Here is a 24,103-nt window from a genome sequence, read left to right on the forward strand (position 1 = left end):
GGCGTACCTGCAGGGCGGTGGGCAGCAGGATGTGCGTGGCGCCGCAGTCGCGGCAGCGCACCCGTTGTGGGCGCACGGTCAGGGTCGTCTCGCCCCCCGAGCGGACCGGGCACGCCCGTGTCCCCACCTGGCCGCCGTGCCCCGCCACTGCGGGCATCGCATGGTGCCGGCGTCGAGGTAGGCGTCGGCCTCCTCGGGCCGGCGGATGACGATCACAGCCGATGACTCCGCTCATGGTGGGACCAGTGTCTGCGACTACATCCCATCGCACCAGGGACCGGTTCGTGTTGGTAGCAGCGCTTCTCGCGGCACGCCGTCACCCTGGATGCCGACGAATCGCCGACGTCACCGCACGGTCGTGTCCGCCCGATCCGGCAGTGCTCATCACGGCTGTTCTCGTTCCTCGGCACGGTGACGATGCAGACGATCGGCCCTCTGCCCGGAACCCATCCGCATCACGGGTGACCGTTGGTGGCCCCGTGGTCGTCATGCGCAGAGACGCTCAAGATCGCGGGCCGGCTTTCGGGGCTATACCTGGCCAACCATCAGACAGACAATGGATTGGACTCGACTTCTCAGAAAAGAGTTGATGACGTTGTCATTGGAATCCAATAAGGCCCTGATCCGGCGCTTCTACAGTGAGATCGACGCCGGTAACATCGACGCGCTGGACGAACTGGTCGACGAGAACTACCTCGACCATTCACCGCCACCGTTTCCCGGCCTCGACGCATCCGGGCGTGAGGGCCTGAAGCAGGCGTTCCGGATGTTCTGGGATGCCACTCCGGGACGCCACGCAGTGGAGGATCAGGTGGCCGAGGGCGACAAGGTGGTCACCCGCCTGCTCTGCAGTGGAACGCACAAAGGCGACCTCCCGGGGATTCCGGCGACCGGCAACGCCATGAAGATGACCGCCACCGTCATTCACCGCATTGAGGACGGTCGGATCGTCGAGAAGTGGTCAGACAAGGACGTGCTCGCCATGTTGCAGCAACTGGGCGTCATTTCGTCGGCGCCCTGACCAAGACCGGCTTCAGCAGCCGCCAGGAACACCTTGCCCAACTTGCCCAATTCGTCCATAAAGCACGATCAACCTGGTCGCTCCCCGCTGCGCGGGATCGGCTATTGGTGAACGGCGCTGTGCGCTGTTTGCGGCTGTGGCCAGGCGGCCCGCATGCCACCTCAGGGGGTGGCACGTGGTTGCCGGTGACGGTGGAGCTCTCGGCGGGCGCGGCGAACAGCTGTGGCCTGGCCCGGCCGCGTCTTCGCGGTCGGGCCGTCGCACACCTTCATGGACCTCGCGAATGCAGTCAACGATGCCTTCGCCCGGTGGGACAGGTCGCACCTCCCTCGGCAAGATCAACGAACTCGTCACCGACGGACACCGGACCGGCGGCAGCCGGCACCACTACGTCGATGTACCGTACCTGTTCTTCGGACCCGAGGAACGCGGCACCCTCGGTGCCCTCGCCGCCCAATGCTTCGACGACCGATACCGATGGCACGCAGGCGCACTCCGCACGATCCGCAGCCCCGACCTGCCGCTCCTGGGACGACTGCTCGGCGGCGACGGCGCCCGCCGAGGAGACCTCCTCAGCTACCTGCTCTTCGACCGCGCCTTCATCGACGCCGCGATCGAACAGGGACAACAGGACGCCCGCCTGCTCCTGGCCAACGCGGACCGAACACCCTGGCTCACGCAAGCCCCGAAGCACGTCCCACCCGAACGGATCTCCATACACGCCGCGAAGCAGTCCCTCGACGCAGCGCCGGGCGCCGAGACCACCGACACCGCCTGACGGCTCACCATCGACGTCGAGACGTCGAGACGTCGAACGCGGCACGTCGCACGTGGCACGTGGCACGTGGCACGTGGCACGTGGAATGCTGGCTGGCTGGCTGGCCGAAATGTCCGAGTAAGTTCGTTGAATATCTGTACCTCACCACGTATTTCAATAGATCATGGCCGAGGGGATGTCACGGACTTGGCGTTGACCTCGAGCACTTCGATCGCGGCGAATGCCCCCGCTCCGGAAGGGGCGCGGGAGGCATTCGGTCGGTAGGCGACCGGTTTCGGGGCGAATCCGAGCACCGATGCAACCGACCCGGATGCACATCCGAGATGAACCCCTGGCCGGTTACATCCGAGGATGGTGGCCTCAGTGACGCGATGCGACAACGTCCTCGTCGAGAAATCCCTTCAATCCCCCACTGAAGACATCGTTGTCGTCGCCGGCAACCATATGACCGGCCCCGGTGACGTCGATCAGTGTGGCGGTCGGGATCAGCTCGAGCAGCTCCTTGGCGCCTTCCTCGCTGACCACATGGGATTGCGTGCCACGAACGAGCATCGTCGGAACGGTGATCGCGCCCGCGGCATCCCGAGCGCGTTCCCCATATACCCGGACCAACCCCAGCCCTATCGGTAGCCGGGCAGTCATCGTCAATGGAGAACTTTTGCCTGGGTGCATCGTTGACCCTCCCGCTTGGGATCCGGCCACCGGTTCGCTCGCGACCCACCGAAAGCCAGAATAGTCACCGGCCGGTCAGCGGAGGTCGCCTGCCAGGCGAAGCAGCCGGAAGATAACAACCCGGGGACACGTCATCACACCAGGTCACAACACCATTACGCCCGCGAGTACCGATGTCGCATACCACCGATAACCACCTACACACCGCCCAAAATGAACAGCAGAGTATTCAGCAGCGGTTCGCGTCGCTCGCGGCAACTCCCGGAGAGGGAGCGCGTCATCGTGTTCGAGAGATTCTCCGATCAAGCCCGTCAGGTGGTCGCCCCTCGCCGCCGGCGCCGCCCGCACCCACCACCAGAACTGGCGTCGGCACCGACCACCTACCCGCCCCAGATCCTCGACGCCGGAACGGCAGCGCTGACCTCATGGGGCGTCACCGCGCCGGCACTCGAGAGCAAGCTCCAGGACGTCAGCGCACCGGCGGGATCCGCCCCGGCCGCCGGGCACATCCCGTTCACCCCGAAGACGAAGAAAGTCCTCGAGGGCAGCCTGCGCCAGACCGCCCTACTCGGGCACGAAGAGATCGGCACCGACCACCTCCTCCTGGCCCTGCTCGACGACCCTGCCTCCACCGGTGCTCAGATCCTCACCAACCTTGCATCCCTCAGCATCGGCGAGATGCGTGAGCACCTCAGACGTGAACTCGCCCAGCAGCCCACCCCAGGCCCCGCCCACCGCATCCCCATCCGGCTCAACAACGACGAATACACCCGCGCCCAGACCGCCGCCCACACCGCCGGCCAGAACCTCGAAACCTGGATCCACGACCGCATCACCGACGCCCTCGAACAACCCGAATAGCACGTTCAGGCAGAAGATCAACATGGTCGACCCACGTCACCGCCGTCGAGAAATGAGTGCACATGCGCTACGAATTCCGCGTCGCCGACCTCGTGTCGGACGCACTGGCCGAAGCGTTCCCCGAACTAGACCGCGCCGCCCTGTCCGATCAGACCCTGTTCTACGGCACCGTGATCGACGAAGCCCACCTCTACGGGCTGCTCAACCGCTTCCAGTCCCTGGGCCTCCATGTCCTTGAAATGCGGCAGCTGCCCGAATCCCCATCCTCCTCATGGTGAAATGCCAGGGAGCCGACACCCCGGCGCCGGCCCGCACCCCGGAAGTCGAGCGCAGGCCGTGACGGCGACGACCTACGAGGTCATCTGTTCCCCGGTAACGAGGAAAATCACCCGGCGCCCGACCACGACGGCATGGTCGCCGAAGCGCTCGTAGAAACGCCCCAACAAGGTGACATCGACCGCGGCCGGGATGGTGCCGGTCCAGGCCGGATCCTCGATCAGGGTGAGCAGCCGGCGGTGCAGGTCGTCGAGCTCGTCGTCGCGTCTACCTATCTCGGCGGCCAGTTCGGGATCATGCGTGCGCAGAACCCGTTCGGCGAGGCCGGCCGCCTTCCAGATCGACAACAACCGGCGATGCAACGCGCCGTCGTCGGCGCACAGGGCGACTTCCAGGTCCAAGGGGGGCCACCCAGGGGTCAGCGGCTCCGGTTCGTCGAACCAGGTCCCGATCCGGGTCTATCGCCGTCAGAAGCGCGTTCAGCGCCTCCACCTCGGTCCATAATCGCCCGCGCCGCCCTCGGGGGACCTGCAATCACCGTCACGTCCGGGCCCGATAGAGCCGCAGTCGACAGACGGGCCTCGATTTATCGTGTATTTCGTTGCTGCTGCGGCGCACTCGTCTTCGGCTCCTGAACAAGCAGGAGCAACGCATCACGTCCTCGTCGCCGGCGTTGCTCGGGCATCGACAGCCACGCACGATGATCCGGATCGGCCAACACCTCCGATAACGCTCGGACCCTGCCTCGATCACTTCCCCTCATCCGCGCCCGATCGGCCATGGGGTTCTCGATGGCGCACGCCAACACCACGGCATCGTCGAGATGACGCCCACGATCGCGAGGATCCTCGAGAAAGGCCGCACCCTTGAGCACCAACGCCCCCAGCACGTCCGGCACACTCAACTTCGTTGACACCCCATCGATCTCGATCAGGCAATCCACCGTCTTCCGCAACGCGGACGTGCCCGCCGGAACCGCGAACACCTCCCGCCCCGACACCATCGGCCGATACCGGGGCGCCAGGTGATCGGCCACCATCACATCGACCTGCTCGACACCACCCGAACGTACGAAACGGTGCACCCGCCCCCGCACCGGCATCAGCAACTCGTACCCGAGCTGCTCGAGCCGGCCGCGGACACCACCGAACGTCGCGGCACCGGTCTCGATATGCACAATCATGTCCACATCGACCGTCGCCCGGGTCGCCGGCACACCCGCCCGCACCGCATGCAGCTGAACCATCAACCCACCGATCAACGTCCACTGCTCGGACCGAATCACCCCAGCGATCTCGGCGGCCAGCGGCCACGGCGGCCCCCACCCACCGACCGGCGCCTGCACCGTCCACACCGGCCGCTGCTCACCGGAAGTCATCGAGCAACTCCCCCAACACCCGCGCCCCGGCGCTCCTTTCCCGGGTATCGAGCGACTCCATCAAATCCACCGCCACCGCCGCCACCGGCAACGTCGACGTCGTGAAAAACGGATCCAACACCGTCACCACCCGCAACGTCACCTCCCCCTCACCGTCCGCCACCAAACCGAACGCATCGACCACCCCGGCGAGATCGTCACCGAGCACATACCCGTCCACCGCACCACCCCCCGTCCCCGACAAACCGAACCGGCCCGCCACCCCCTCAACATGGACAAGTGCACTGACCCCGGTGGCCGCCACATACCCACCGGTGACCAGAGCGTTCAGCTCATCACCCCACCCCCGCATCCGCTGCACCCGCGCACGCCGGCGAGCAAGAAACGCCACCTCGTCCGCGCTCGCCCGACGCAGCCGATGCCTCAAACGACTCGCCTGCGACGGCGAAATCCAATCCACCCCCACACCAGAGAGCATCGCCAACGCCGCCCACGCCACCTCCCCATTCCACGGCCGACCCCGACGACGGTCAGCCTGCGCCAACCGATGCACCGACCCCGCATCCAACAACAACGCCCTCCCCACCTCCCGCGTCACCACCAACTCCCCCGCCCGCGCCAAACGAGCGACCTGCCGACCCGACACCCCCAACTCCGCGGCCGCCGCCGACACCGACATCTCACCCATACACATATAGTCGCACCCGCGACCTAATACCGCAATAAACACAGTTCAGAACGCTCATGGGATGGCTGCCGAACCTCTCCCGGACGACCCCGGACCGGCACGCAGCGCTCTACGCGCCAGCCGCAGGTGACTGTTCCGGCGAGTCGCAAAACAAACCGGCCCACCGCGCTACTCCGAGCAGCGGCAGTTATTGCCGGTCCGGCAAGAACTCTCGCCGAAACCGTCGGTGCTATTGCACCGTGTTGGCATGGAAGATGCGGGCGAGGTCACCGAGGTCACGACGACATCAAGCGAGGCGGACGAGTGGGATGCGCGCTACAGCGAGCGCGATCGCGTGTGGAGCGGAGAACCCAACGGCGCACTCGTCGACGAAATGACCGGCGCACGGCCGGGACGCGCCCTCGACGTCGGCTGCGGTGAAGGCGCCGACGCACTCTGGCTCGCCCGCCAAGGATGGGCCGTGACCGCGCTGGACGTTTCGCGCATCGCCCTCGACCGGGCCCGGGTCCACACCGACAGGGAAGACGTGGACATGGTGCTGAGCGGACTGCTCGACGCCGAGTTACCCACGGGCGGTTTCGACGTGGTCTCCGCCCAGTACCCCGCCCTGCGCAGAACCGCCGACCATGCCGCCGAACGCGCACTGATCTCCGCCGTCGCACCCGGCGGCACCCTGCTGGTCGTACACCACGACATCCGCGACGCGGCCGCGGCACGCGAGCACGGCTTCGAACCCGATGACTGGGTCACACCCGATGACGTGGCAGCCCTACTCGATGACAGCTGGCACACCGACGTCAACGAAGTGCGGGAACGCTCGATCAGCGGCGGCGCAGGCGCACACCACACCCACGACGTGGTCCTACGCGCACACAGGCTACCGCCCCACCGCAGCCCTTCCATAAGGCATCGGACAGCCAGCGGTCACACACATGACCGCACCCGCTACTGGGACCACCGACAGGCGCGGTGGTCAACCATCACACCAGCCAGCCCCAAGACCAAAGGCCATCTCAGCCGGAACCTCGAAACCTCGGGTCCACAACCACATCCGACGCCCTCGAACAACCCGAGCAGGTTCAGTCGGGGGTGAAGAACAGCTCCATCGACATGAGGATCCATGCCACCAGCGCGGCGATCGGCAGGAACGCGCCCACCAACGGCACAGCGAACTGGCGGGCGGGCCGCCACGGAACCATCACCAACCCGCACGCCACCACCACAACCGCCGGTCCGGCCCAGCTCACCCAATACCCCGCCGGCGGCGGATCAGACCCGAACGAGGTAAACGAGCCGTGCGGATACACCCGCGGCCGCGGAACCTCGAAAAAGTGCTGCCACAGCATCACCGCCGGCAGATAGCAGAAGAACCCCAGCAGCAGACCTGCGATAACGCCCAAAGAAATCCGCAACCCCTTCCTCGTTCCTGCGGGTGTCGCCTCATCCACGCGATCACATCGAACACCCGCAGCGTTCGAGATCTCCTCCGGCAGGCCGGCCTCCCCGAGGGGCGACAGCAACCGGCGATGCAACGCCCCCTCATCTGCCCGTAGGACCTCCCGGACCGGATTCACGTGCGCTCGGGTGGTGCCCAGAACCTTTGCGGGCAATCAACTTCGCCGCGCTCGTCCAGCCCGTGTCCCGCAGGCCGCGCGCGCGTTCCAGGTCCCAGGCAGGCCACCCCGGGGCGAGCGGATGCGGTTCGTCGAGCAGTCCCGATCCGGGCCCACCGCTCTCAGATGGGCGTTCAGCGCCCCAGGTATCTCGCCCACGTTTGTGGGCGCTTGCCGCACGGGTGAGCATTTTCAGCGAGCGCCGTCACCGTCTCGTAGCAATGACAAATCGCCCGCCCGAGCGGCGAACGTCACCGCGCGCACCGCCGAAAACGCATCCTCGATGTACACGAACCTCCAGCGGAAACCGACCGGCAGCAAACCCAAACACTCCCACGTGGTGAGAAGCCAATCGCGCACCGACGCCGGGCGAGAGTCCATGGTGTCCAGTCCTGGTCTCAATGCCACCGACATGCGCTCACCGAGCTTCCTCATGGCCTCGGATCCCCGGATCCTGCTCACCGACAGACGGGTATCCAGCACACCTGTCACGCGCGTGCTCAGCTGTTATCGGACTACGACCGCATCCCAGTCCACAGTCTGGACCCATTCGACAACCCCCTGCGAGTCGATTGGGTTCGACTTCTGAAGTGCTGATAAGAACCGGGAACCTTGTTTTGAGTAAGCCACGCCGCTCGACGCTGCCGGCACCGATTGCGCGTGCATGACGATGACGCCGTGTCGTGCACGCGAGATCATTACGGACAGTATGCGGGCCTCCTCGGTGAGGTCCTCCATCGAGGTTGCGCGGAAGTCTGGAATGCTGCCCTCCTCGGCCCCGATAACGATCACCCAGTCAAACTGCTGCCCCTTACCCACATGTCCGGTGAGAAGGTGAACACCGGGCACCGTGATTAGTGTGTCGTTGTCGCCTATACGGATTCTGGACCTAATGGCGGCGGGGCTGTGCCCCTCTGCCAGGAGATCATTGCACCACGTTAATGCTCCGGCAAGCGCCTCGCGCCCGCCTGGATCCTGTACTGCTTCAAGGTTCGCGGCGACCCGCAGAAAACCGAGTGGGTCGCTCGACTTGGCGAGCTCCGCGGTGTCCAGCTGAGCCAACATCCCTTTCATGCGCTTTGCGGTATCCGTATCGAGAACTCCATCGTCCCAGCGGTGGAATGCGAGGCCGCTTGCTGCGATTGCCTCGTCGACGAAACGTCGACGAGAAGCGATCCGCGCGACTATGCCAATTCTCTGGAGAGGGGCGCGGTCGAGTACATACCTCGAAAACTTCATTGCCCAGTCCGCTTCCTCGACCGCGGTCTCGGAGGCGACGAGTCCGGAAAGGCCTCCGCTAGGCCAGGATCCTGGTGCAGCGCTGTTCAGCTGCTGGCCGCCGGTCAGGGACGTGAGCGAGTTAACCATGCCTAAGACCGCTGGTGCGGAACGGTGCGAGTCTGAGAACTCGAAGACCGAACTGCACTCAACGCGAACCGCTTTGTCAATCTCAGTTGGGCGAGCGCCGGCAAAACCGTAGATGCCTTGAGCTACGTCTCCAGCGTACGTGGTCTTCTGGTATCCGATTCGGTTGATGATTCGGAGTTGTTGCGGTGTGAGGTCTTGGAATTCGTCGACCACGACGGCGGCGAAGTGATTGCGGTACAGGTCCGCAACGCCATCCCTCTGGAGGATGAGTTCCGCGAGCCGGGGTAGATCGTCGTAGGTCAGCCTGTTCTCTTGGCGGCGCTGCCTCTCGATGTTGAGGGCGTTGACGTTGCCGGTTGCGATGAGCAGTTGTTCGACTTCTCCGTCGTCAAGTGGCTCCTGCTTGGCATCGCGAAGAACATTCTGGATGACGCCGATAGCCTTGTACTGAAGACCGAGCCGCCTGCATTGCTCACCAACCCAGTCGCTCTCGGGAAGGTCTGCAGACGGATCCACTCCGACGACTGTTGCGTGCGCACGGACGATACGGGCGGCAAGACCGTGGAAGTTCGCAATGGTCACGCGATCACGAAGTTGAGCGGGGTGTGTGTGAGCCTGCAACCGTTCACGGATGTTGTCGCGCGCACGGTTGGAGAAGGTCGTAACCAAGATCTTCCGCGGCGGAACAACTTCGCTGCGCGTGAGTAGGCCCTGAATTCGCAACGCGAGTGCCTCGGTCTTACCGCATCCCGCGGGCGCAATTGCAAGCAGGCTGAGGCCGTTGTAGTCGCGGATCTGCTGCTGAGCAAGTGTTGGAGCGAGCATCTCAGGGGCCCACGATCTCGTTCAGTAAATTGTCAACACTTACAACTCGGGAGGCTGTAACAGCATCGAGCAAGGGGGCGACAACCATCGCGGCCTTCACCTTGGATTTCTTCCTGCGGCAGAACGCAGCCACGTCCTTATCGAGGTACGTGCCGCCCGGGCCTGTCGGATGACAGTTCGCGAGTTCATTGGTGTTGAAAAGACTGGATGCTTGCAGAGCGGGCCAGACGACAGCAACCCCGAGCGCGTTGACGTACTCATCTTCGAGGTCCGCCCGGGAGACCCAGACCGAGTGTCGGCTCAGGTCTGCAGTGGGAACTCCTAACTTGCTTGCAGTCGCGCTCTCTGCGTCCTCGTCGATGAGCATCGACAGCGGGATCTTGAACCCTGTCGAGCCGAAGAGTTTTTCGACGGCTCCCATGTCACCAGCGCCTCCCGTTTCGATGATGGATACGCCGAGCCGATCGAGGTTGCGGTCGGTAAGGTCTGCTACTCGCTCGAGAATGATGCGGTCGGAAATGCCCTCAACCGCAACGACCCTGCGTGAGGTCAGTGGTTCAAGTTTGTCGCGTACCCACCAATGCACGCTTAGCTTTTCGTCTGCCGAGAGGAATCCTCCAGTCGGCTGCACGACGCTGCCGCCGACGCGGACGACCACGATGGAGTCTGGATCGAAAGCGCCGACGATGTCCGCAGAGTGGGTTGCCATGATCTTCTGGTTTGGGCTCATTTGCAGAAGGCGGGCAAGACTTCGCTGACTGGTCGGGTGCAGGTGGACCTCCGGTTCATCGATGCCAACCATGTTCGCGCCCACACTCATGAGGTCATATAGGGCGATGGCATAGAGGGCTCTGGTTCCGTCCGATTGTGCGGATACGCTCTGCGATGTGCCGTTCTTGTGAACCTCTAACCGGACATCACCGAGTACATCATTGTCAGCGGCGGAACCAGGGACAAAGACGAGATTGTCCGTCTCCACTCGTTCCGGCAGGGCACGGGAAAGCTGATTCGCTAGCTCGCTTCGCAGAGTGGATAGCACGGCGGAGGTCTTCAGCTTCGAGGTGAACGATGTCGTGATGGCGTCGAACTCTGCCCGCTCGGGACCAAGCTCTACGGCCTGGAGAATATCGTCGAGCGCGGACTTGCGACCTTCGCGCAGGTCCCGAGTCTGGGCGATCGCGCTGAGGAACTTCCATCCGAGCCCGGCCAATTGATCACGGGAGAGCTGGCGGCCTGTACCGCCTCCCGGCGCCGAGCGATCCACTGAGAGTGTCTCGGTGGAGTCGATGACGGCTGCGAGTCGGATCTTAAGGGTCGGCTTCCCGCCAGCAGGGTCGATTGTGATTTCGTCCGGAAACAAGGCCTTGTCGTGGTCGGTGAACCCTGTGAGATCGACCTCGATGACGAGCGGCTGTTCTCGATCACGGAAGTCGTCTGATGAGATATGCGAGTAGAGTTGCGCTGCACTCGCCCCCAGTAGGAGGTCTAGGCATCGCAGCAGCGAGGACTTCCCTACGTCGTTCGCCCCGACGAGAACGAGGTGATCTCTCACTTCGATCTCAAGATCCACGAGACGGCTGTGGTTATGGACTTGCAGACGGGTCAGCCTCATTCGTCACTTTCTGTCGAAGGGTGGTGTGGGGTTCTCACGACGACATCCGTCGAGCGTCGTCGAGCCGACGATGCACCATAGAGACGGTCGTCATGATGTCGAGGAGTTCATCGTTGGAGATTTCCCTCTTCAGGCGAGGATCGTGGGCCACCGGATTCCGGAAGAGCCCGTTGAGCCCCTTGACAAGATTCGCCAGTCCAGTTTGTTCGTCGCGTTCGGTCACGCTGTTGAGTTCGTTGATTGCCAGCATCGGTACGCCTGATTTGCCCAGGCTCAAACATGCGTCGACCAGCTTGGCTCCGTCACCAGTAAGACCAGTTAGATCCCGAAGCTGATCGAACACGCTCTTGCAGGCTTCCAAACAGGCGTGGAAGTTATTCTTCTTGAGCACCTCGAGCGAGGTGTACTCCAGCACCCGTGGATGAACTCGACGACGCCGAAGTTCGTCGCGTAGCGATGTGGCGATCTTCGTGGCCTCGTCGAGCGTTTCGGCGATTGCGCCTCGAGCCACCTGACCTTTGTTGGTAACCCGCAGTCCGACAAAAGCGAGGCGTTCGTTCAGGCTATCTCGGCGAAGGTCGAACAGCTCGGGGCGGTCTCGATAGCTCACCGGTTCCATGGCGTGCACGATGAAGGTGACGATCCGGGCGGCGGATCCATCATGGCTCTGTCTGCGAATGAGGGCTTCGGCGAGCCGATCCCGCTTGGTGGCGCCCGGCAGCGGGTCCTCCATGTTGAGCCGCGCGAGGAGGCTTCCAATCTCGCGTCCGGTGAGACCTGTCTCGGTATCGGCCAGGACCGCGGCGAGGCCTCTGAGTACACCGAGGCTCCACGGTCCGACGGTCGTTCCCAATTCGATTCCAATCCTTCCGAGCAGTCCTGCAGGCGCCGATAGATCCCGCTAGCAGTTCCCCGAGCAAGCTTGTGTGCAAGGTCGGTGTCGTTGAAGATCTGCGCGAACTGATCGGCCGAGAAATCCATCGCACCCGATCACGGCGTCGACGAAAATGCGATCCACATCAGCGGGCAACGCCAGGTTCTACCCCTTCGACAGCATCGGAAACTCCACCACACACCACCCTCGTCGGACGCCGAACCGTTCCTCCCTGCGCGGCCGGATCAAGCCGAGACCGGTTCCCGGTGTCCGTCACACCAAATGCGGATACTAACCGGTCCGTTTCGCGTTCGGTCACCACCGGGCAAACAACGTGCCACCGGCGTGTCCGCAGGGCATCAGCGAGTCGACCCACGCCGCGCGGTCGCTGTCATTTACATGAATGACACTGCCGACGAGGTGAAGTCGGTCCATGGTGACAGCCACCCCGGAATCGCGCGCTCGGCACACACGGCCCGCAGCCGAACTCCGTCGCGGACTGATGCTGGCCGTGGCTATCACGAGCCCTGGCGGTCGACGGCGACTTCGGCCCCTCGCCGCCGTGCAACTCGAAGTACGCCGAGGCCTTCAAGGCGCGGCGGGAAGTGCCGGTGTGCCGTCCGGACCCCACAGCCACGTCTGAACAGATCGGTTATCGACCGGTCACGGGCTCGCGTATATGGGCTCGCACCAGCGCTCCCAATCGCGCGGCCGGCATCGTCAGTCCATCGATCCGCTGCTGCCGATCGATCATCGCCACCAGCACATACAACGCCCGCGCCGCGTCCCCGCGGGTTCCGCTCTGCGCGGTACCGAGCTTCCATCCCGTCAGTCGCACCTTATGCTCGTGCACGATGGCCATCAGCGAGCAGAGATCGGCGACATCTTTTGCCGCGGAACGGCTGTGCCATGCAAGCGCCTTCAGAACGACGGCTGCCTCGACGTCAGGAACCAGCGCATCGAAGATCAGCGTGTCTCCCCGGTGCAGGTGCGCGTGGACCGACACCTCGACCGGTGGGGCGGCCAACGCCAGACTCAGCCCCGGGATGGCATCGAAACCGTGCTCCCCCACGTACACGGTGTCCATGCGTCGGCCGGTCGTCAGCGGCACGAGGAGATCTACGGCCAGGGGTGTGTCGTCGCCGGACGGGGCCTGATAGTGATTGCCCCGCACCCGCCGATAGCCGCGCGCGAGAAGGTTCGCATGCAGGTCCGCGCCACCAGCGACGACGGCGTCCATGCCCGCATCCGCGTCCGCCGTCACCCGCGCCACCGCCGCCGCGGTGGGGTACACGTGGCTGAGAATGTGCACCATATGACCGCCGATGATGCGGTAATTCTTGCCCGAGGCGGCGGCAGCGAGGTCCGCCAGCGCCCGCAGCCCCAGATCCGCTGCGTTGGAGGCGGCATCGATTCGCACAATGTCAGCCACGCCAGGTTCCGTCCAGGATCGCCCGACGCAGGTGCTCGCCGGCCTCCGCCGCATCCGGGCCCGGGCTGGCGAGCACATCGTGTAACGCGATGATCGGATCGACCCGCACCGGGGGCACCGCGTCGACCGCGGCCGGATCGACCCGCGCCGCTTGTTGTTGTGCCACCGCTGCCGCGGTGTGCCACACGGTCGGGTCTTGCGGCACCGTGACCACCAGTGTGTACTCCGCATCGGTGGTCGGGGTGAAACCGGCCACCGTGAAGTCCAACAACTCGCTGCTGTACAGCCCGGCCACCGCCGGCAACCGCCACGGCGCATACACATCCGCCGCCACATCCCCGGTCAACACACACCCCACACCCCGCTCAGCGCACCATGTTGTGGCCGCCTCCGCCTGCCGCACCGCAGGATCGAGTCCGTACCAGTACGTCGACACACCCCCCGGACCCGGATACTCCGCGAGCAACCCATCGAGGGCCTCCGCCCGCTGCCCGATCACCCACCCACGGTCGGTGCGCGCCGCGAACCGATGACCCCGCAACACATGCGAGACCGACTGCTGCGTGGCCTGCAAACCCGCAGCCAGCTCGACCTGCGTCAACGGCTGCTCGGCCAACATCAGCAACCGTTCGACCGCCCACCGCGTCCACGGCCGACGACCACGCCGCAAAGCCCGGTCCTCCGACCCGGCTTCGGTCGACGCCGGGTCGGCGTACTCGGTACCCAAGATGACGACACACCCCTCCTCGACCGCGACCAGATCCACCGCCCCCTCCGCCGCGAGACCCCGCAAATGCGACGTCGCACGAGGGGTGACAAGCAGGAACCGGTCCTCGCGATGCCCCCGGCGCAGGCCCTCGACAATGCTCGGGGTCGGCGGCCTCCCAAACACCCTGACCCTCACCGCCACTGCGCCCCCACCAGGAACAACCAGATCCAGATCGGAGGGCCCACCCGAGACGACGCGAACCTCGGCGCGTCGCAACAACAGCAACGCACCCGACAATAAACGATCCGCCCGATCCACACCCACCATCTCCTCCCCGACCAACCAAACGCCGCCGAACTGCGAATACAAACTAAAATACCATTGAGTACTTAGGTTTGTGCGCGATGATCCCGGCACGTTCGGGCACCCGGGCCCAACTACCGGGAATCAGGTCGGCCCACTCTGCAGATCCGTCGGCGCTCCGCAACCGCCTCCCCGTGCGGCCTTCAACTACTCCGCGACCACCGCCGGATCGTCCTCGTCGTCGATCTCGACAGCACTCTGGGTGACCGCCTCGTACCGGCGAGCCGGCGCTGCTGCTGATACTCGAGCACATCCCGCAACGACAACCGATGCCGAGTACCGACCTTGTCCGCCGGCGACTCCCCCACATCGATCAACTGGCGCAACCATCGGTCCACTCATCCCAGCGCATCCGCGAGCTGCCGCGTCGTCAACATCGTCGCCCGTCACCCAACGACTCTGACACGGAGCGGCGGAGACTCCCGACATCGACCCCGCGGGCCCGCAACGCGAACAGACCGCGTCGGCATCGCCTTTCCGGGCATGGCCGACCCGCGCCCCAAGGCTGGGCCACCGCCGACCTACAGGCGTAGCTCCATGAACACCGCCGACGACTCGAGACCAGCACTCGCCGCCTCCGACCCAGGGAACGGCGGCGTCTCCACGAAACCCTCAGATCGATACAACGCATGCGCCGCCGTCATGAATCGCAGCGACTCGAGACGAACCCTGACAAACCCCGCCGTGCGTGCAGCATCAAGCAACTCTCTCAGCAGCGCCCGCGCCACACCCCTGCCACGCACCACCGGGCGAACGTAGACCCGTTTGAGCTCGGCGGTGACATCATCGACCGGTTTCAGCATTCCGATCCCGACAATGCCCTCCGTGCTTCGCGCCACCAGCAACCGGCCCCGCGGCCCGGTGATCGCCGGAAGCTCCGCCATGAACGCCCGGTGCATCCGATCCGCGGAATCCGCCCGCACCGGGCGACCCAGCATCCCGGCCAATTCCTTACCCGCCCAGGCCCAGTACTCCTGAATCAACGGCTCCACCGCGGCAGCGGCGCCGAGGTCCATCACCTGCTCGAGCCACCACCGATCCGGAATCTTCCCGTCCGCGCCGCGCTCACGCCACTCGTCCGGCGATGCACCTGTCACCGCGGCCACCCTTTCACACCACCGGCCCAAGCACGGATGACACACCACCCGTCCACCACCACCCCACCAACAGTCATCTCACCGATGAGAGCCGTACGAGCGGAGGGGGCGCGGCGCGGACCCGAAGACGAGGTCACGGCGGTGAGATCCGGTTCGCCGCCGCCTCGAGCGATACGCGGCACCCCGTGACCAGGCGCTGCACCACCTCTGCAGCGGGCCGCTCCTTCGCGAGCTGGTAGGCCTGCCCGGCCCAGAGATTCACCGCTTCACCGTCCCCGTTCTCACGGGCGGCCTGGCGCAGCGGCGACGTCGCGTAGTGGATCTCGGGATAGGCCGCGGGTGCGGTGGCGGTGTGCTCGTCGAGGAATCGGTTCCGGATGCCACGCGCCCACCGTCCGGTGAACGCCCGAGTGAGCGCGGTCGGCCGCCCCCTGGTGAGTGCGTCGCGCACCACCGCCGAGGTACCGGCCTCCGGGCAGCGCATGAAGACCGTTCCGAGCTGGGCGGCGGCTGCACCAGCCGCCAGCGCCGCGGCCAGCCCAGCGCCAGTGGTGATGCCGCCGCTGGCCACCAGGGGGACCGGGAAGACGGTGCCGCGCAACAACTGCATCAACGCGATCAGGCCGATCGGGTCGGTGAGATCGTCGCCCGGACGGGAGAGGAACGTGGCGCGATGCCCGCCGGCTTCGGCTCCTTGCGCGATCAACACGTCCGCGCGCGCAGTCACGGCGACCTGCGCCTCGATGGTCGAGGTGACGGTGACCCACACCTCGGACCCGACGGCGTGCAGTCGCTCGATCTCAGTCGGCGACGGGCAGCCGAACGTGAACGACACCACCGCAACGGGATCGGAGACAAGTAGGTCGAGCTTGGCGGACCAGTCATCGTCGTCGAAACGCGGTTCGCCGACTTCGGCTCCGGTCGCGGCGAGCTCGTCGAGGTACGGCGCGATCTGCTCGACCGGTGTCGGCTTCCCCGGCGCGAACAGGTTCACACCGAACCGCGCCGAGGTGAGCTGCCGTGTCTGTGCAATCCGTTGCGCCAGTGTGCCGGCGCTCAGATACCCGCCGGCGAGGATGCCGAACCCGCCCGCCTCGGCGACGGCCGCGGTGAGTGCCGGCGTGGACGGCCCGCCCGCCATCGGGGCAAGAACGATGGGCGCAGCGATGTCGTCGAGGATCACGCGGACTCCATTTCTTCGAGTACCAACCCGACGGCGCCGAGAATCAACACAGTCCGCATGTCGCTAGTATCCCGCGGCAGCGGGGCGGCCGCGGGCGAATCAAGATCCCGCCCCGGCGGCGAACCCGCCCGCGAGGACACCAAGCAGCGGCTGCAGATCACGCAGTCTCGGGGCGGTTCCCTGCTCTGGCGGATGTTCGTGGTGCGCGCAAACTCACTGCCGTGAAACGTTGGTACAGGTGATGGGAGGCGGTTTACTGTCCGTGCACTGCCCAGAACTGCCCTGGCCCTCTCGCATTGGCGACGAATGACGTCGATACTGCCTGCCGCCGACGGTTGCTGATCAGTGCGATCACCGACCGGTTCAGCTAACGGACGAGGGTGCCGAGCCGTCTCCGCGGTTATGGGTGGACACCTCATCTCTGGAAACGCGCCGCCACCGGCAACAACCGTTGATACGCAGGCCCGAGCACCCTGGTCACCACATCAACCACCCGAGCATCCGGGCCCACCAACACCCGCGCCTCGCCCCGTTCCACACCCCGCAGAATCACCCGCGCAGCTTCGCCGGGGTCCGTTCTCGCGATACGGTCCTCGAACGACCGCGCAACCTCGTCACCATCGACGCCCACCGCATGACCGGCCGTACGAGCGATCGAGGTGCGGACACCACCGGGAACGACACACGTCACCTTCACCCGGTGGCCACCGCCTGCATCTCCTGGCGCAGCGACTCCGTGAACCCACGCACCGCGAACTTCGCAGCGTTGTACGCCGAATACCCCGGCGCCGCCATGAGACCGAAGGCCGACGACGTGTTCACCACATGCCCACGATCGGACAGCTTGGTTTGCCCCCGGGCAGACCACGCCTCCGTTCCGCCCGATCCCGATCAGACCCAGGGCACGCAGCGGCGCCCGCCGCGTATCGTCGCCCGGACCAAGGGCATCTTGAGCATCTACCTGCCCTCAGTGCTACGGAGTCCACAAGGGATACGTGCTTCGCACCGGCTTGTCGACGATGATCCCAACGCTCTGTTCAGCGCGAGTCACGGCCACGTAGAAGCGGGCTGCCTGTTGCTGTGCGAGTGCGGTTCCCTGCTCTACAAACTTCATTATCGCGCCGGTCGGATAGATCAAGACGTGTTCACGTCCGAGTCCCTTCACCTCACCGAAGGTCCTGAAGTCCAGGTGCTCGAATCGCTTGCCTGAGCCGGCGGAGTATCGCAGCGGCAGAGGTGCGTATCGCTCCATATAGCTGTCGACTTGATTGCGCGCGACCAGAAAGATCCCGTCGTGTCCGGTCACGCGATCATTCAGCGACACTGTTGGCGCGAACCCCCAATCGTCGCCGAATAGAGAATCAGCAAACCGCGCGATAGCGGGTGAGCAGCGCCAAGTCTCACATCGCTGCTCAATTGTCAGCCGACCCTTTTTCTCCTCGGCCTGGAACCACGCCCAGATGCCCATGTACATGTACTGTTTGTTCTTGCGCTCTCGGTCGTTCGTCGCGAGAATGGCCTGTCGGATGTCACCAACCATTTCGATCGGGACATCGGACCGCATCAGAAGCTTCAAGATTTCCAGATCGTATCCACTCAAGTCCTGGGTCTCGTCGATGAAGATCCGATCGTAGAGACGTTCGATCCGCCTGATTCCTGCACCCTTTGACGCAGCCTCGACACAAACCGCCAGTTGCGGAAGGTGGACCTTCCGCGCCTCGCCGTGCTCGTTGAAATAGCGTGCCCAATCCGTGTTTTTTGAGTACTGCTGCGGAGGGCTGTGGAAGTCGAAGCCATTGACCCTCTTACCAGCAAAGAGGAATGGCAGAAAGGGCCGCGCGAAGTGGTCGAGCAGGAAGGAGAACCATCCTCGCACCTCAATGTTGGGATGGTCGCCTGCGAATCTTGCGAGTCGAGTGCGCAACTCATTCTGGTTCGCACTCGTGTAGGTCAGGACCAAGATACGGTCGCTTTGGTCAGCTGCAGCGCACTTACCCACGATGCCCTGCGTTTTGCGTGATCCAGCGACCGCGAGTGTTAGGTGATTGCTAGCGACCACTGATGAACTCGATCGCCTCGGTGAAGTACTTGGGTGCCGCCAACTTTTCTTCAGTCTGAGCGATTCGCAACGCTGCCTCGGTCTTACTGTTGGTCATCCAGGTCAATAGGTCAGCCCTATCAGTCACGCCGAGCACCCGACGCATCTGTTGCTCGTCCGGGTTGGCCGATAGCAGCTGCGGTTCCAGCGTCTTGCCGAGCGACACGTCCCCGATGAAGACCCGCCGTGCAACGTCGTCGGTCCAGTCATCGAGACCAGCAGTAAGTTCGGCAGGCTCGATACCATCGTTGTCCCGAAGTGCTGCGCAACGTTTGACGAGGGCATTGGCCAGTTCGAGACAACGCTGAAGGGAAAGTCCTCGCATACTGATCACGTCGATGCCGTCCTCGATCGGACGTCGGCCCTGGTCGTCCTTATAGAACCTCTCGAACAGGATCTCGTCAGAGGGACCCTCCACCAGAACGAAACGCTGAGCGAGCACCATCCTGAGCGTGTCGTATCCAGGGAGTTTCTTGAAGTACGCCACCGTTTCCGGCGTGAGTTCTTTCATCGAGGCGGTATGCCCGTTTGAGATGAACATCAGCCCGTCGATACCGAGGCGGTTCAGCACGAAAGAACTGTGGGTGGTGACGAACAATTGCTGATCACCGCCGGCTAGGTCCTCCACCCGCCGGAGCAACATATTCAGGCTCGTATGGGAGAGATGATTCTCCGGCTCCTCAATCATCACGACACGCGCCGAACTGGCTTCATTTCCCATTGCCAGCGCGATCTTGATCGCTGCCTGTTGTCCCTGGCCGGCCATCGCGAATGGAAGCTTGGCGACGTGAGGAACCACGCTCGTGTCCCACGAGCCGCGCGCAGACTGATCCATCGCGAGTGAAAGCTGCTTATCGTCGAGAGCACCCTCGAGCTGTGCCATCTTGCTGTTGACGTCCTGCAGATGGTCGGCGGTCATCTTCTCCTTGACCGAGCGAAAGGCGAGCGACACAGCAGCTTTCTCCTCCGGGGCCAAGTGCCCGTTGAGAATCTGCCGCAGATGGAAGTCGACACCGTTGCTCGACCGGATAGTCCGAGAGTCGATGATCGCGGTCGTCAGTTCTTTCGGACGCGCCGTAAGCACGATGTCCCCGAACGAGCACCACTCGACCTTGTAATACTCGACCGGCAGAATCGAGCTGTCGGAGTCGAGGTGTGCCTCGATCTCCACTGAGTACTCCGGATTAGGGACGACTCGTAGGCAGACGCCCGCGCACTCGCGTGTCGGCGTATCTGAGTTGTGCGCGCCAAACAGCGAGCGTTGGAACTCCTCCCGATCCAAGAGGAAGATCTCAATCCTGATCTCCGGTGGTGCAACAGGTATGCCGGCCTGTCGATCACGGAAGAACTCATCGACGTTCTCCTGGTTGAACCAGAACGGATTTAACTCCTCGGCAGCCGCACGCCCGTTGACTCGACCGGTAAGCGCGAGGCCGATGGCCTCCAGAAGCGTCGACTTCCCGGCCTCATTCTCTCCGACGAGAATGTTGAAGCGCGGGTGCGGTTCGAACATGAGATCGCGAAATTTGCGGTAGCCGCTGATACGCACCTTTTCAATCACGCCAGGTTCCGTCCGTCTCAGCAAGCGTCTTGGTGCGGTACATCGACGCGCTTGAGTACCGCGGTTGGCAGATGGGTGTCATCGTCATGCTGCGGATATTCTCTTCTCTCGCACCGAGGTGCGCATCAGGTGGCCAAGCTTGTCCGCAACTTAGTGCAGTCCTCTGACATCTCACGCCGATGACCCGACCGGCACGGGTCGCTTCCGCGCCCCACGGGTTTGCCCCACCCGAATCGGTTCCGTTGGTACGTGCTCGCGGCCACAATCGCATTGGTGCGTGCACCGTCGCGTAGGTCCGGCATTGGGCGTGAACGTGCGATCTGCTCGCTCCGGGTCTGCTACTCGCCGTCAGAATCGAGGGCGTCGCGCGGTGATTGGTCGGCCTGCTTCGGTGCTGCCGGCACCCATTCCCGCAGTTGTTGAACCACCGCGCCGTAGAACGCGTCGGTCGATGACGTCACGCTGGTGATGAAGCTCGCCGCGGTGCCCGACCGCCGGCCGCCCATCGGGAAGGTTTGTTCGAGGGAGAAGGACACGATGTCCCCGGAGCGCCCATTGGTCAGTACCTTCGGGTCCGCTCGCACCGTGTCGAGGTGCTCGCAGGCTTCGTTGCCGCGCTCGGAGAACACCGCTTCGACCTGAACGTCACCGGGTACGTCCTTGAGTTGCCTGAGTAGCCACGACAGTCGACGACCGGAGGTTCCCTCGTTCGGTGCCTCCACGGTGGTGCGGCAGCGGATCTTGTTGGTGCGCACATCCGCGATCACCACCAGATCCCCGGCCGTTTCCGGGATCCGCAGCACCGCTTCGAACACCCCGTCGGTGGCCAACCTTTCGGCTACCGCCGCATTGCGGGCTGCCGGGTCGCTGCCGTGACGGCGGGGCAGGATGTGTTTGACGGTGACACCGAGTTCGGCGGTCAGCACAGCGCGAGATGACGGGAGAGGGACACCCAGGTGTCGGCCACGGCGGCGGCTTTCTGGTCGCCGGCGCGGAGGGTGCCGGTGGTGACCGCGTCGCGGACGGTCACCCAGTGCCGGCCCATGTCGACGAACTCGGCCGCCCCGGAGCGGGGGTGATCGAGGTAACGCAGGAACTCGGCCAGGATCCAGGCCTGCAGGTCGTCGTCGATACCGCCGTGCGAGAGCAACATCCGTGCCTCGTGCGCCACCTCCGCCCACGACAGATGGCGCAGCGCGACCTTGGCGAGCTTGCGGCGGTCGACCTCGACCGGCAACTCCCCGGTACTGGCGGGGACGTCGTTCGACAGGCTGACCACCACGTCGTACTTCTTCTTCCGTGCCACGTCGAGGTAGTTCTCGAGCTGCTCCTTTGTGAGCTTGCCGTTGCCGGTCTTGACCTCGAGCAGGCCGGTCCACACCCTGGCGCCGCGGGAGACCTTCAGCACCGCGTCGGGGATCACCTTGCTCTCACCCCGCTCGTACGCCACCTCCACGTAGCCTTCGAAGACCCCGACCGGGGCCCCTATCCGGGCGCACACCGCGCGTGCGAAGGGGCGCACCGCCTGCATGGTGGCGATCAAGGCGGAGGTGGCCCTGCGCTCCTGTTCTTCACCGGTCCCGACACCGATGACCGAGAACAACCGCGCCGGCTGCCAGGTGTCCTGTTCGGCGAGGGTGAATTCGATCGGCTTCGACTTTCTCACCGCTCGCTTGGCGGTGCGGACACCCCGGGTCCTCGGCTTCGCCTGTGTCGCCGGTGCGGTGGGTGGGGTGGGCAGTTCGGGCACCAGTTGCGTGGTCTCACCGGCGGACCCGTGCGGCGGCGCAGCGGGTTCGACACTGCCGGATGAGTCATCGCCGGTGGTGGGTTCGAGATCCGGCTCGTTGTCGATGTCGACGCCGAAGTCCGTGGCCAAACCCGCCAGTCCGGACTCCCAGCCCTGCCCGACCGCCCGGATCTTCCACTCGGCGTTGCGGCGGTACACCTCGCCGAACACGAACGCCGACTCGGTTGTGGCATCGGCCGTGACGTACTCGGCAAGGGTGTACCCGGCCCCGTCGACGACACGCAGAGCGAGCTTTCCGAGATCACCGAACCTGCCGTCGGCGACACTGCCGACCAAGGCCACGGTCTGCACGTCTTCCGGCACGGCGGACAGGTCGATCGCGATCCTCGCCTGCGCACCTTCCTCGGTGCCGCTCGTACCCAGGAACCGGATCGACCCGTCCGTCGACTCGGGCTGGTTGTAGAACACGAAATCCTCGTCGGAGCGGACCTTGCCGCCGGAATTCAGCAGCAAAGCCGACGCATCGACCTCGACCTCCGACTCGGTCCACCCCAGCACCACATCGATCTGCTCCACCTCAGCGGGCAGCGACAAATTCTGTCCCTTGGACAGCATCGGAAACTCCACCAGAACCACCCTCGTTCGACCCGGAACCGCACCAACCCTGCGCGGCCGGACAAAAGCCGAAGCCCGGCTACCGACGTCCGTCGCATCAACTGCGCATACTAATCGGTTCGTTACACCCTCGGACATCACCCGGCAAACAATGCGCCATCGCCTACCCGCACGGCGTAAACGGGCCGATTCTCCCGAGCCAACCGGTGTCATCTATGTGAATGACACTGCACATCAGAAGAAGTGAGCCCGCGTGGTGGCAAATCCGATCGACGCGGGCTCAGCGCGTGGCGCGCGGTCGGGCCGCACCTCGGAGAAGATGCGCGCGCTGCAGCAATTCCGCCCCCGATCGACAACCGCCTCGGCCTTGCCGCCGGCGCCGCATCGCGCCGACGTCGCCATGGAGTCCGTGATTCCGGCAAACCGTGGTGGCTGTCCGGCGGAAGATGGCCTCACATCACCCGAGAGGACCGGTCATGAAGGATTCATCGCGACCCCGTCTGCTGCGCCTTCTCGCGGCCGGAATCGCCACCCTGGCGACGCTGACTGCTGCGATCGTCGGTGCACCGACTGTGTCAGCGGCACCGGTCGATACGGTTCTGCCCGTGCCGGTAGCCGGCAACACGCTGTCGTTTCAGTATGCGACGTGGATGGGCGTCTGCCAGGGCCGCGTCATCGCGCGAACCGACACCGCAACACCGGGTCTCACGTACTTCCGTATGGAGACCGGATGCACCGGGACCGTGCACTGGCGCAACCTCACCACCGGCGCGACCGGGGATACCGAGGTGCGAGCATCCACCTCCCCACAATCACCGCCGCCGGTCGCCGCCGCGACCGGGTCCGGTGTCCTCGTCGCCACCATCACCCTGGGCATCCCCTACAGCACCACATTCTGGCCAGGGATGGGCATGTGGACTGTGCCCTAACCGAGTAAATGCGGGCTGGTTTCCCGGAGCAGGGGTGACGTGGCAACGCATGCCAGACCCCCGGTGAACGTCACCGGGGCGCGACCCCTTCACACCGGTGACCAGCACCCCGGGCCCTGCACGGCATCAGGTGAGATCTCGGGGTGATCGTTCGAGACTGTTGAACTCATCGAGAACCTGATCGACGGCAGCGGTCGGGATGCGGAAATCTTCGCCCTCCGAAGCCCGCAGTCGGCCGCGTATGTAGGCGAGCATGGCGAGTTCACGCTCGACGTCTGCAGCGGTTCGATCGCTCACGGTCGCATTCTGCCCTGAGTGGGCGGTGATCAACTGCATGCGCCTCCTTTCCTCGCCGCAACGAAAGCAACGATGTAAGATTGCGGTGCAAACGTAGCAAGGA

22 protein-coding genes and 3 pseudogenes are annotated in these 24,103 nt (G+C 64.5%); 7 read left to right on the forward strand and 18 right to left on the reverse strand.

Annotated elements, in window-relative coordinates; translation table 11 throughout:
• The first annotated feature begins 595 nt into the window (after nucleotides 1–595).
• On the forward strand, nucleotides 596–1,021 hold the full coding sequence (locus ACFWAY_RS34740) for an ester cyclase (protein ID WP_378513775.1): 426 nt from the start codon (nucleotides 596–598) through the stop codon (nucleotides 1,019–1,021).
• 295 nt (nucleotides 1,022–1,316) lie between these two features.
• Nucleotides 1,317–1,799: a hypothetical protein gene (locus tag ACFWAY_RS34745; RefSeq protein ID WP_378513721.1), complete on the forward strand. Its 483-nt coding sequence runs from the start codon at nucleotides 1,317–1,319 to the stop codon at nucleotides 1,797–1,799.
• A 360-nt stretch (nucleotides 1,800–2,159) separates the two neighbouring features.
• Here the strand turns inward: ACFWAY_RS34745 and ACFWAY_RS34750 are convergent.
• A pseudogene (locus ACFWAY_RS34750) lies at nucleotides 2,160–2,393 on the reverse strand (alpha/beta fold hydrolase); the annotation flags it as partial.
• Between the two features lie 291 nt (nucleotides 2,394–2,684).
• On the opposite strand from ACFWAY_RS34750, the gene ACFWAY_RS34755 reads away from it, so the two are divergent.
• Nucleotides 2,685–3,332, forward strand: coding sequence for a Clp protease N-terminal domain-containing protein (locus ACFWAY_RS34755; RefSeq protein ID WP_378513722.1), 648 nt, complete (start codon nucleotides 2,685–2,687; stop codon nucleotides 3,330–3,332).
• A 62-nt stretch (nucleotides 3,333–3,394) separates the two neighbouring features.
• Nucleotides 3,395–3,610, forward strand: coding sequence for a hypothetical protein (locus tag ACFWAY_RS34760; protein WP_378513723.1), 216 nt, complete (start codon nucleotides 3,395–3,397; stop codon nucleotides 3,608–3,610).
• A 72-nt stretch (nucleotides 3,611–3,682) separates the two neighbouring features.
• On the opposite strand, the pseudogene ACFWAY_RS34765 reads toward ACFWAY_RS34760, so the two are convergent.
• The 3 genes and pseudogenes from ACFWAY_RS34765 to ACFWAY_RS34775 all read right to left on the reverse strand — a co-directional run.
• A pseudogene (locus ACFWAY_RS34765) lies at nucleotides 3,683–3,937 on the reverse strand (phosphate uptake regulator PhoU); the annotation flags it as partial.
• A gap of 257 nt (nucleotides 3,938–4,194) precedes the next feature.
• Nucleotides 4,195–4,986, reverse strand: coding sequence for a hypothetical protein (locus ACFWAY_RS34770; protein ID WP_378513724.1), 792 nt, complete (start codon nucleotides 4,984–4,986; stop codon nucleotides 4,195–4,197).
• Entirely contained in the window at nucleotides 4,973–5,674 is a 702-nt protein-coding gene (locus tag ACFWAY_RS34775) for a hypothetical protein (protein WP_378513725.1), read from the reverse strand. The genes ACFWAY_RS34770 and ACFWAY_RS34775 overlap by 14 nt, the downstream gene beginning before the upstream one ends.
• Nucleotides 5,675–5,921: 247 nt before the next feature.
• Here ACFWAY_RS34775 and ACFWAY_RS34780 point away from each other — a divergent pair, with 247 nt between their 5' ends.
• Nucleotides 5,922–6,767, forward strand: a complete 846-nt coding sequence (locus tag ACFWAY_RS34780; RefSeq protein WP_378513726.1) for a class I SAM-dependent methyltransferase — start codon at nucleotides 5,922–5,924, stop codon at nucleotides 6,765–6,767.
• On the opposite strand, the gene ACFWAY_RS34785 is transcribed toward ACFWAY_RS34780, so the two are convergent.
• The 9 genes from ACFWAY_RS34785 to ACFWAY_RS34825 all read right to left on the reverse strand — a co-directional run bounded on the left by ACFWAY_RS34785 (nucleotide 6,754) and on the right by ACFWAY_RS34825 (nucleotide 16,750).
• Nucleotides 6,754–7,074: a hypothetical protein gene (locus ACFWAY_RS34785; RefSeq protein WP_378513727.1), complete on the reverse strand. Its 321-nt coding sequence runs from the start codon at nucleotides 7,072–7,074 to the stop codon at nucleotides 6,754–6,756. The genes ACFWAY_RS34780 and ACFWAY_RS34785 overlap by 14 nt on opposite strands.
• A gap of 405 nt (nucleotides 7,075–7,479) precedes the next feature.
• Nucleotides 7,480–7,722, reverse strand: coding sequence for a hypothetical protein (locus ACFWAY_RS34790; RefSeq protein ID WP_378513728.1), 243 nt, complete (start codon nucleotides 7,720–7,722; stop codon nucleotides 7,480–7,482).
• Between the two features lie 72 nt (nucleotides 7,723–7,794).
• The gene (locus ACFWAY_RS34795) at nucleotides 7,795–9,480 is read right to left on the reverse strand and encodes a UvrD-helicase domain-containing protein (RefSeq protein WP_378513729.1); all 1,686 of its coding nucleotides are present in this window, start codon (nucleotides 9,478–9,480) and stop codon (nucleotides 7,795–7,797) included.
• Between the two features lies 1 nt (nucleotide 9,481).
• Nucleotides 9,482–11,092, reverse strand: coding sequence for an ATP-dependent endonuclease (locus ACFWAY_RS34800; protein WP_378513730.1), 1,611 nt, complete (start codon nucleotides 11,090–11,092; stop codon nucleotides 9,482–9,484).
• A 34-nt stretch (nucleotides 11,093–11,126) separates the two neighbouring features.
• On the reverse strand, nucleotides 11,127–11,945 hold the full coding sequence (locus ACFWAY_RS34805) for a TIGR02391 family protein (protein ID WP_378513731.1): 819 nt from the start codon (nucleotides 11,943–11,945) through the stop codon (nucleotides 11,127–11,129).
• A gap of 673 nt (nucleotides 11,946–12,618) precedes the next feature.
• Complete coding sequence (locus ACFWAY_RS34810; RefSeq protein WP_378513732.1) at nucleotides 12,619–13,398, reverse strand: hypothetical protein; 780 nt, start codon at nucleotides 13,396–13,398, stop codon at nucleotides 12,619–12,621.
• Nucleotides 13,391–14,164, reverse strand: coding sequence for a hypothetical protein (locus ACFWAY_RS34815; protein WP_378513733.1), 774 nt, complete (start codon nucleotides 14,162–14,164; stop codon nucleotides 13,391–13,393). The genes ACFWAY_RS34810 and ACFWAY_RS34815 overlap by 8 nt, the downstream gene beginning before the upstream one ends.
• A gap of 827 nt (nucleotides 14,165–14,991) precedes the next feature.
• A complete protein-coding gene (locus tag ACFWAY_RS34820) occupies nucleotides 14,992–15,567 on the reverse strand; it encodes a GNAT family N-acetyltransferase (protein ID WP_378513734.1) in 576 nt (191 codons plus the stop codon).
• Between the two features lie 133 nt (nucleotides 15,568–15,700).
• On the reverse strand, nucleotides 15,701–16,750 hold the full coding sequence (locus ACFWAY_RS34825; protein WP_378513735.1) for an NAD(P)H-dependent flavin oxidoreductase: 1,050 nt from the start codon (nucleotides 16,748–16,750) through the stop codon (nucleotides 15,701–15,703).
• 57 nt (nucleotides 16,751–16,807) lie between these two features.
• On the opposite strand from ACFWAY_RS34825, the gene ACFWAY_RS34830 reads away from it, so the two are divergent.
• Complete coding sequence (locus ACFWAY_RS34830) at nucleotides 16,808–16,975, forward strand: hypothetical protein (RefSeq protein ID WP_378513736.1); 168 nt, start codon at nucleotides 16,808–16,810, stop codon at nucleotides 16,973–16,975.
• A 468-nt stretch (nucleotides 16,976–17,443) separates the two neighbouring features.
• Here the strand turns inward: ACFWAY_RS34830 and ACFWAY_RS34835 are convergent, their stop codons facing one another.
• The 4 genes and pseudogenes from ACFWAY_RS34835 to ACFWAY_RS34850 all read right to left on the reverse strand — a co-directional run bounded on the left by ACFWAY_RS34835 (nucleotide 17,444) and on the right by ACFWAY_RS34850 (nucleotide 22,786).
• Nucleotides 17,444–17,575: an SDR family NAD(P)-dependent oxidoreductase gene (locus ACFWAY_RS34835; RefSeq protein WP_378513737.1), complete on the reverse strand. Its 132-nt coding sequence runs from the start codon at nucleotides 17,573–17,575 to the stop codon at nucleotides 17,444–17,446.
• Between the two features lie 148 nt (nucleotides 17,576–17,723).
• A complete protein-coding gene (locus ACFWAY_RS34840) occupies nucleotides 17,724–18,710 on the reverse strand; it encodes a UvrD-helicase domain-containing protein (protein ID WP_378513738.1) in 987 nt (328 codons plus the stop codon).
• A gap of 88 nt (nucleotides 18,711–18,798) precedes the next feature.
• Nucleotides 18,799–20,409, reverse strand: coding sequence for an ATP-dependent endonuclease (locus ACFWAY_RS34845; RefSeq protein ID WP_378513739.1), 1,611 nt, complete (start codon nucleotides 20,407–20,409; stop codon nucleotides 18,799–18,801).
• A gap of 338 nt (nucleotides 20,410–20,747) precedes the next feature.
• Nucleotides 20,748–22,786 (reverse strand): annotated as a pseudogene (locus ACFWAY_RS34850) (TerD family protein).
• A 464-nt stretch (nucleotides 22,787–23,250) separates the two neighbouring features.
• Here ACFWAY_RS34850 and ACFWAY_RS34855 point away from each other — a divergent pair.
• On the forward strand, nucleotides 23,251–23,703 hold the full coding sequence (locus ACFWAY_RS34855) for a hypothetical protein (protein ID WP_378513740.1): 453 nt from the start codon (nucleotides 23,251–23,253) through the stop codon (nucleotides 23,701–23,703).
• A gap of 126 nt (nucleotides 23,704–23,829) precedes the next feature.
• Here ACFWAY_RS34855 and ACFWAY_RS34860 read toward each other — a convergent pair whose 3' ends face one another.
• Nucleotides 23,830–24,000 carry a hypothetical protein gene (locus tag ACFWAY_RS34860; RefSeq protein WP_378513741.1) on the reverse strand — a complete coding sequence of 57 codons (171 nt, stop codon included), beginning with the start codon at nucleotides 23,998–24,000 and terminating at the stop codon, nucleotides 23,830–23,832.
• Nucleotides 24,001–24,103: the final 103 nt, after the last annotated feature.

It is taken from the genome of Rhodococcus sp. NPDC059968 (assembly GCF_042738615.1).
Classification (GTDB): domain Bacteria; phylum Actinomycetota; class Actinomycetes; order Mycobacteriales; family Mycobacteriaceae; genus Rhodococcus_F.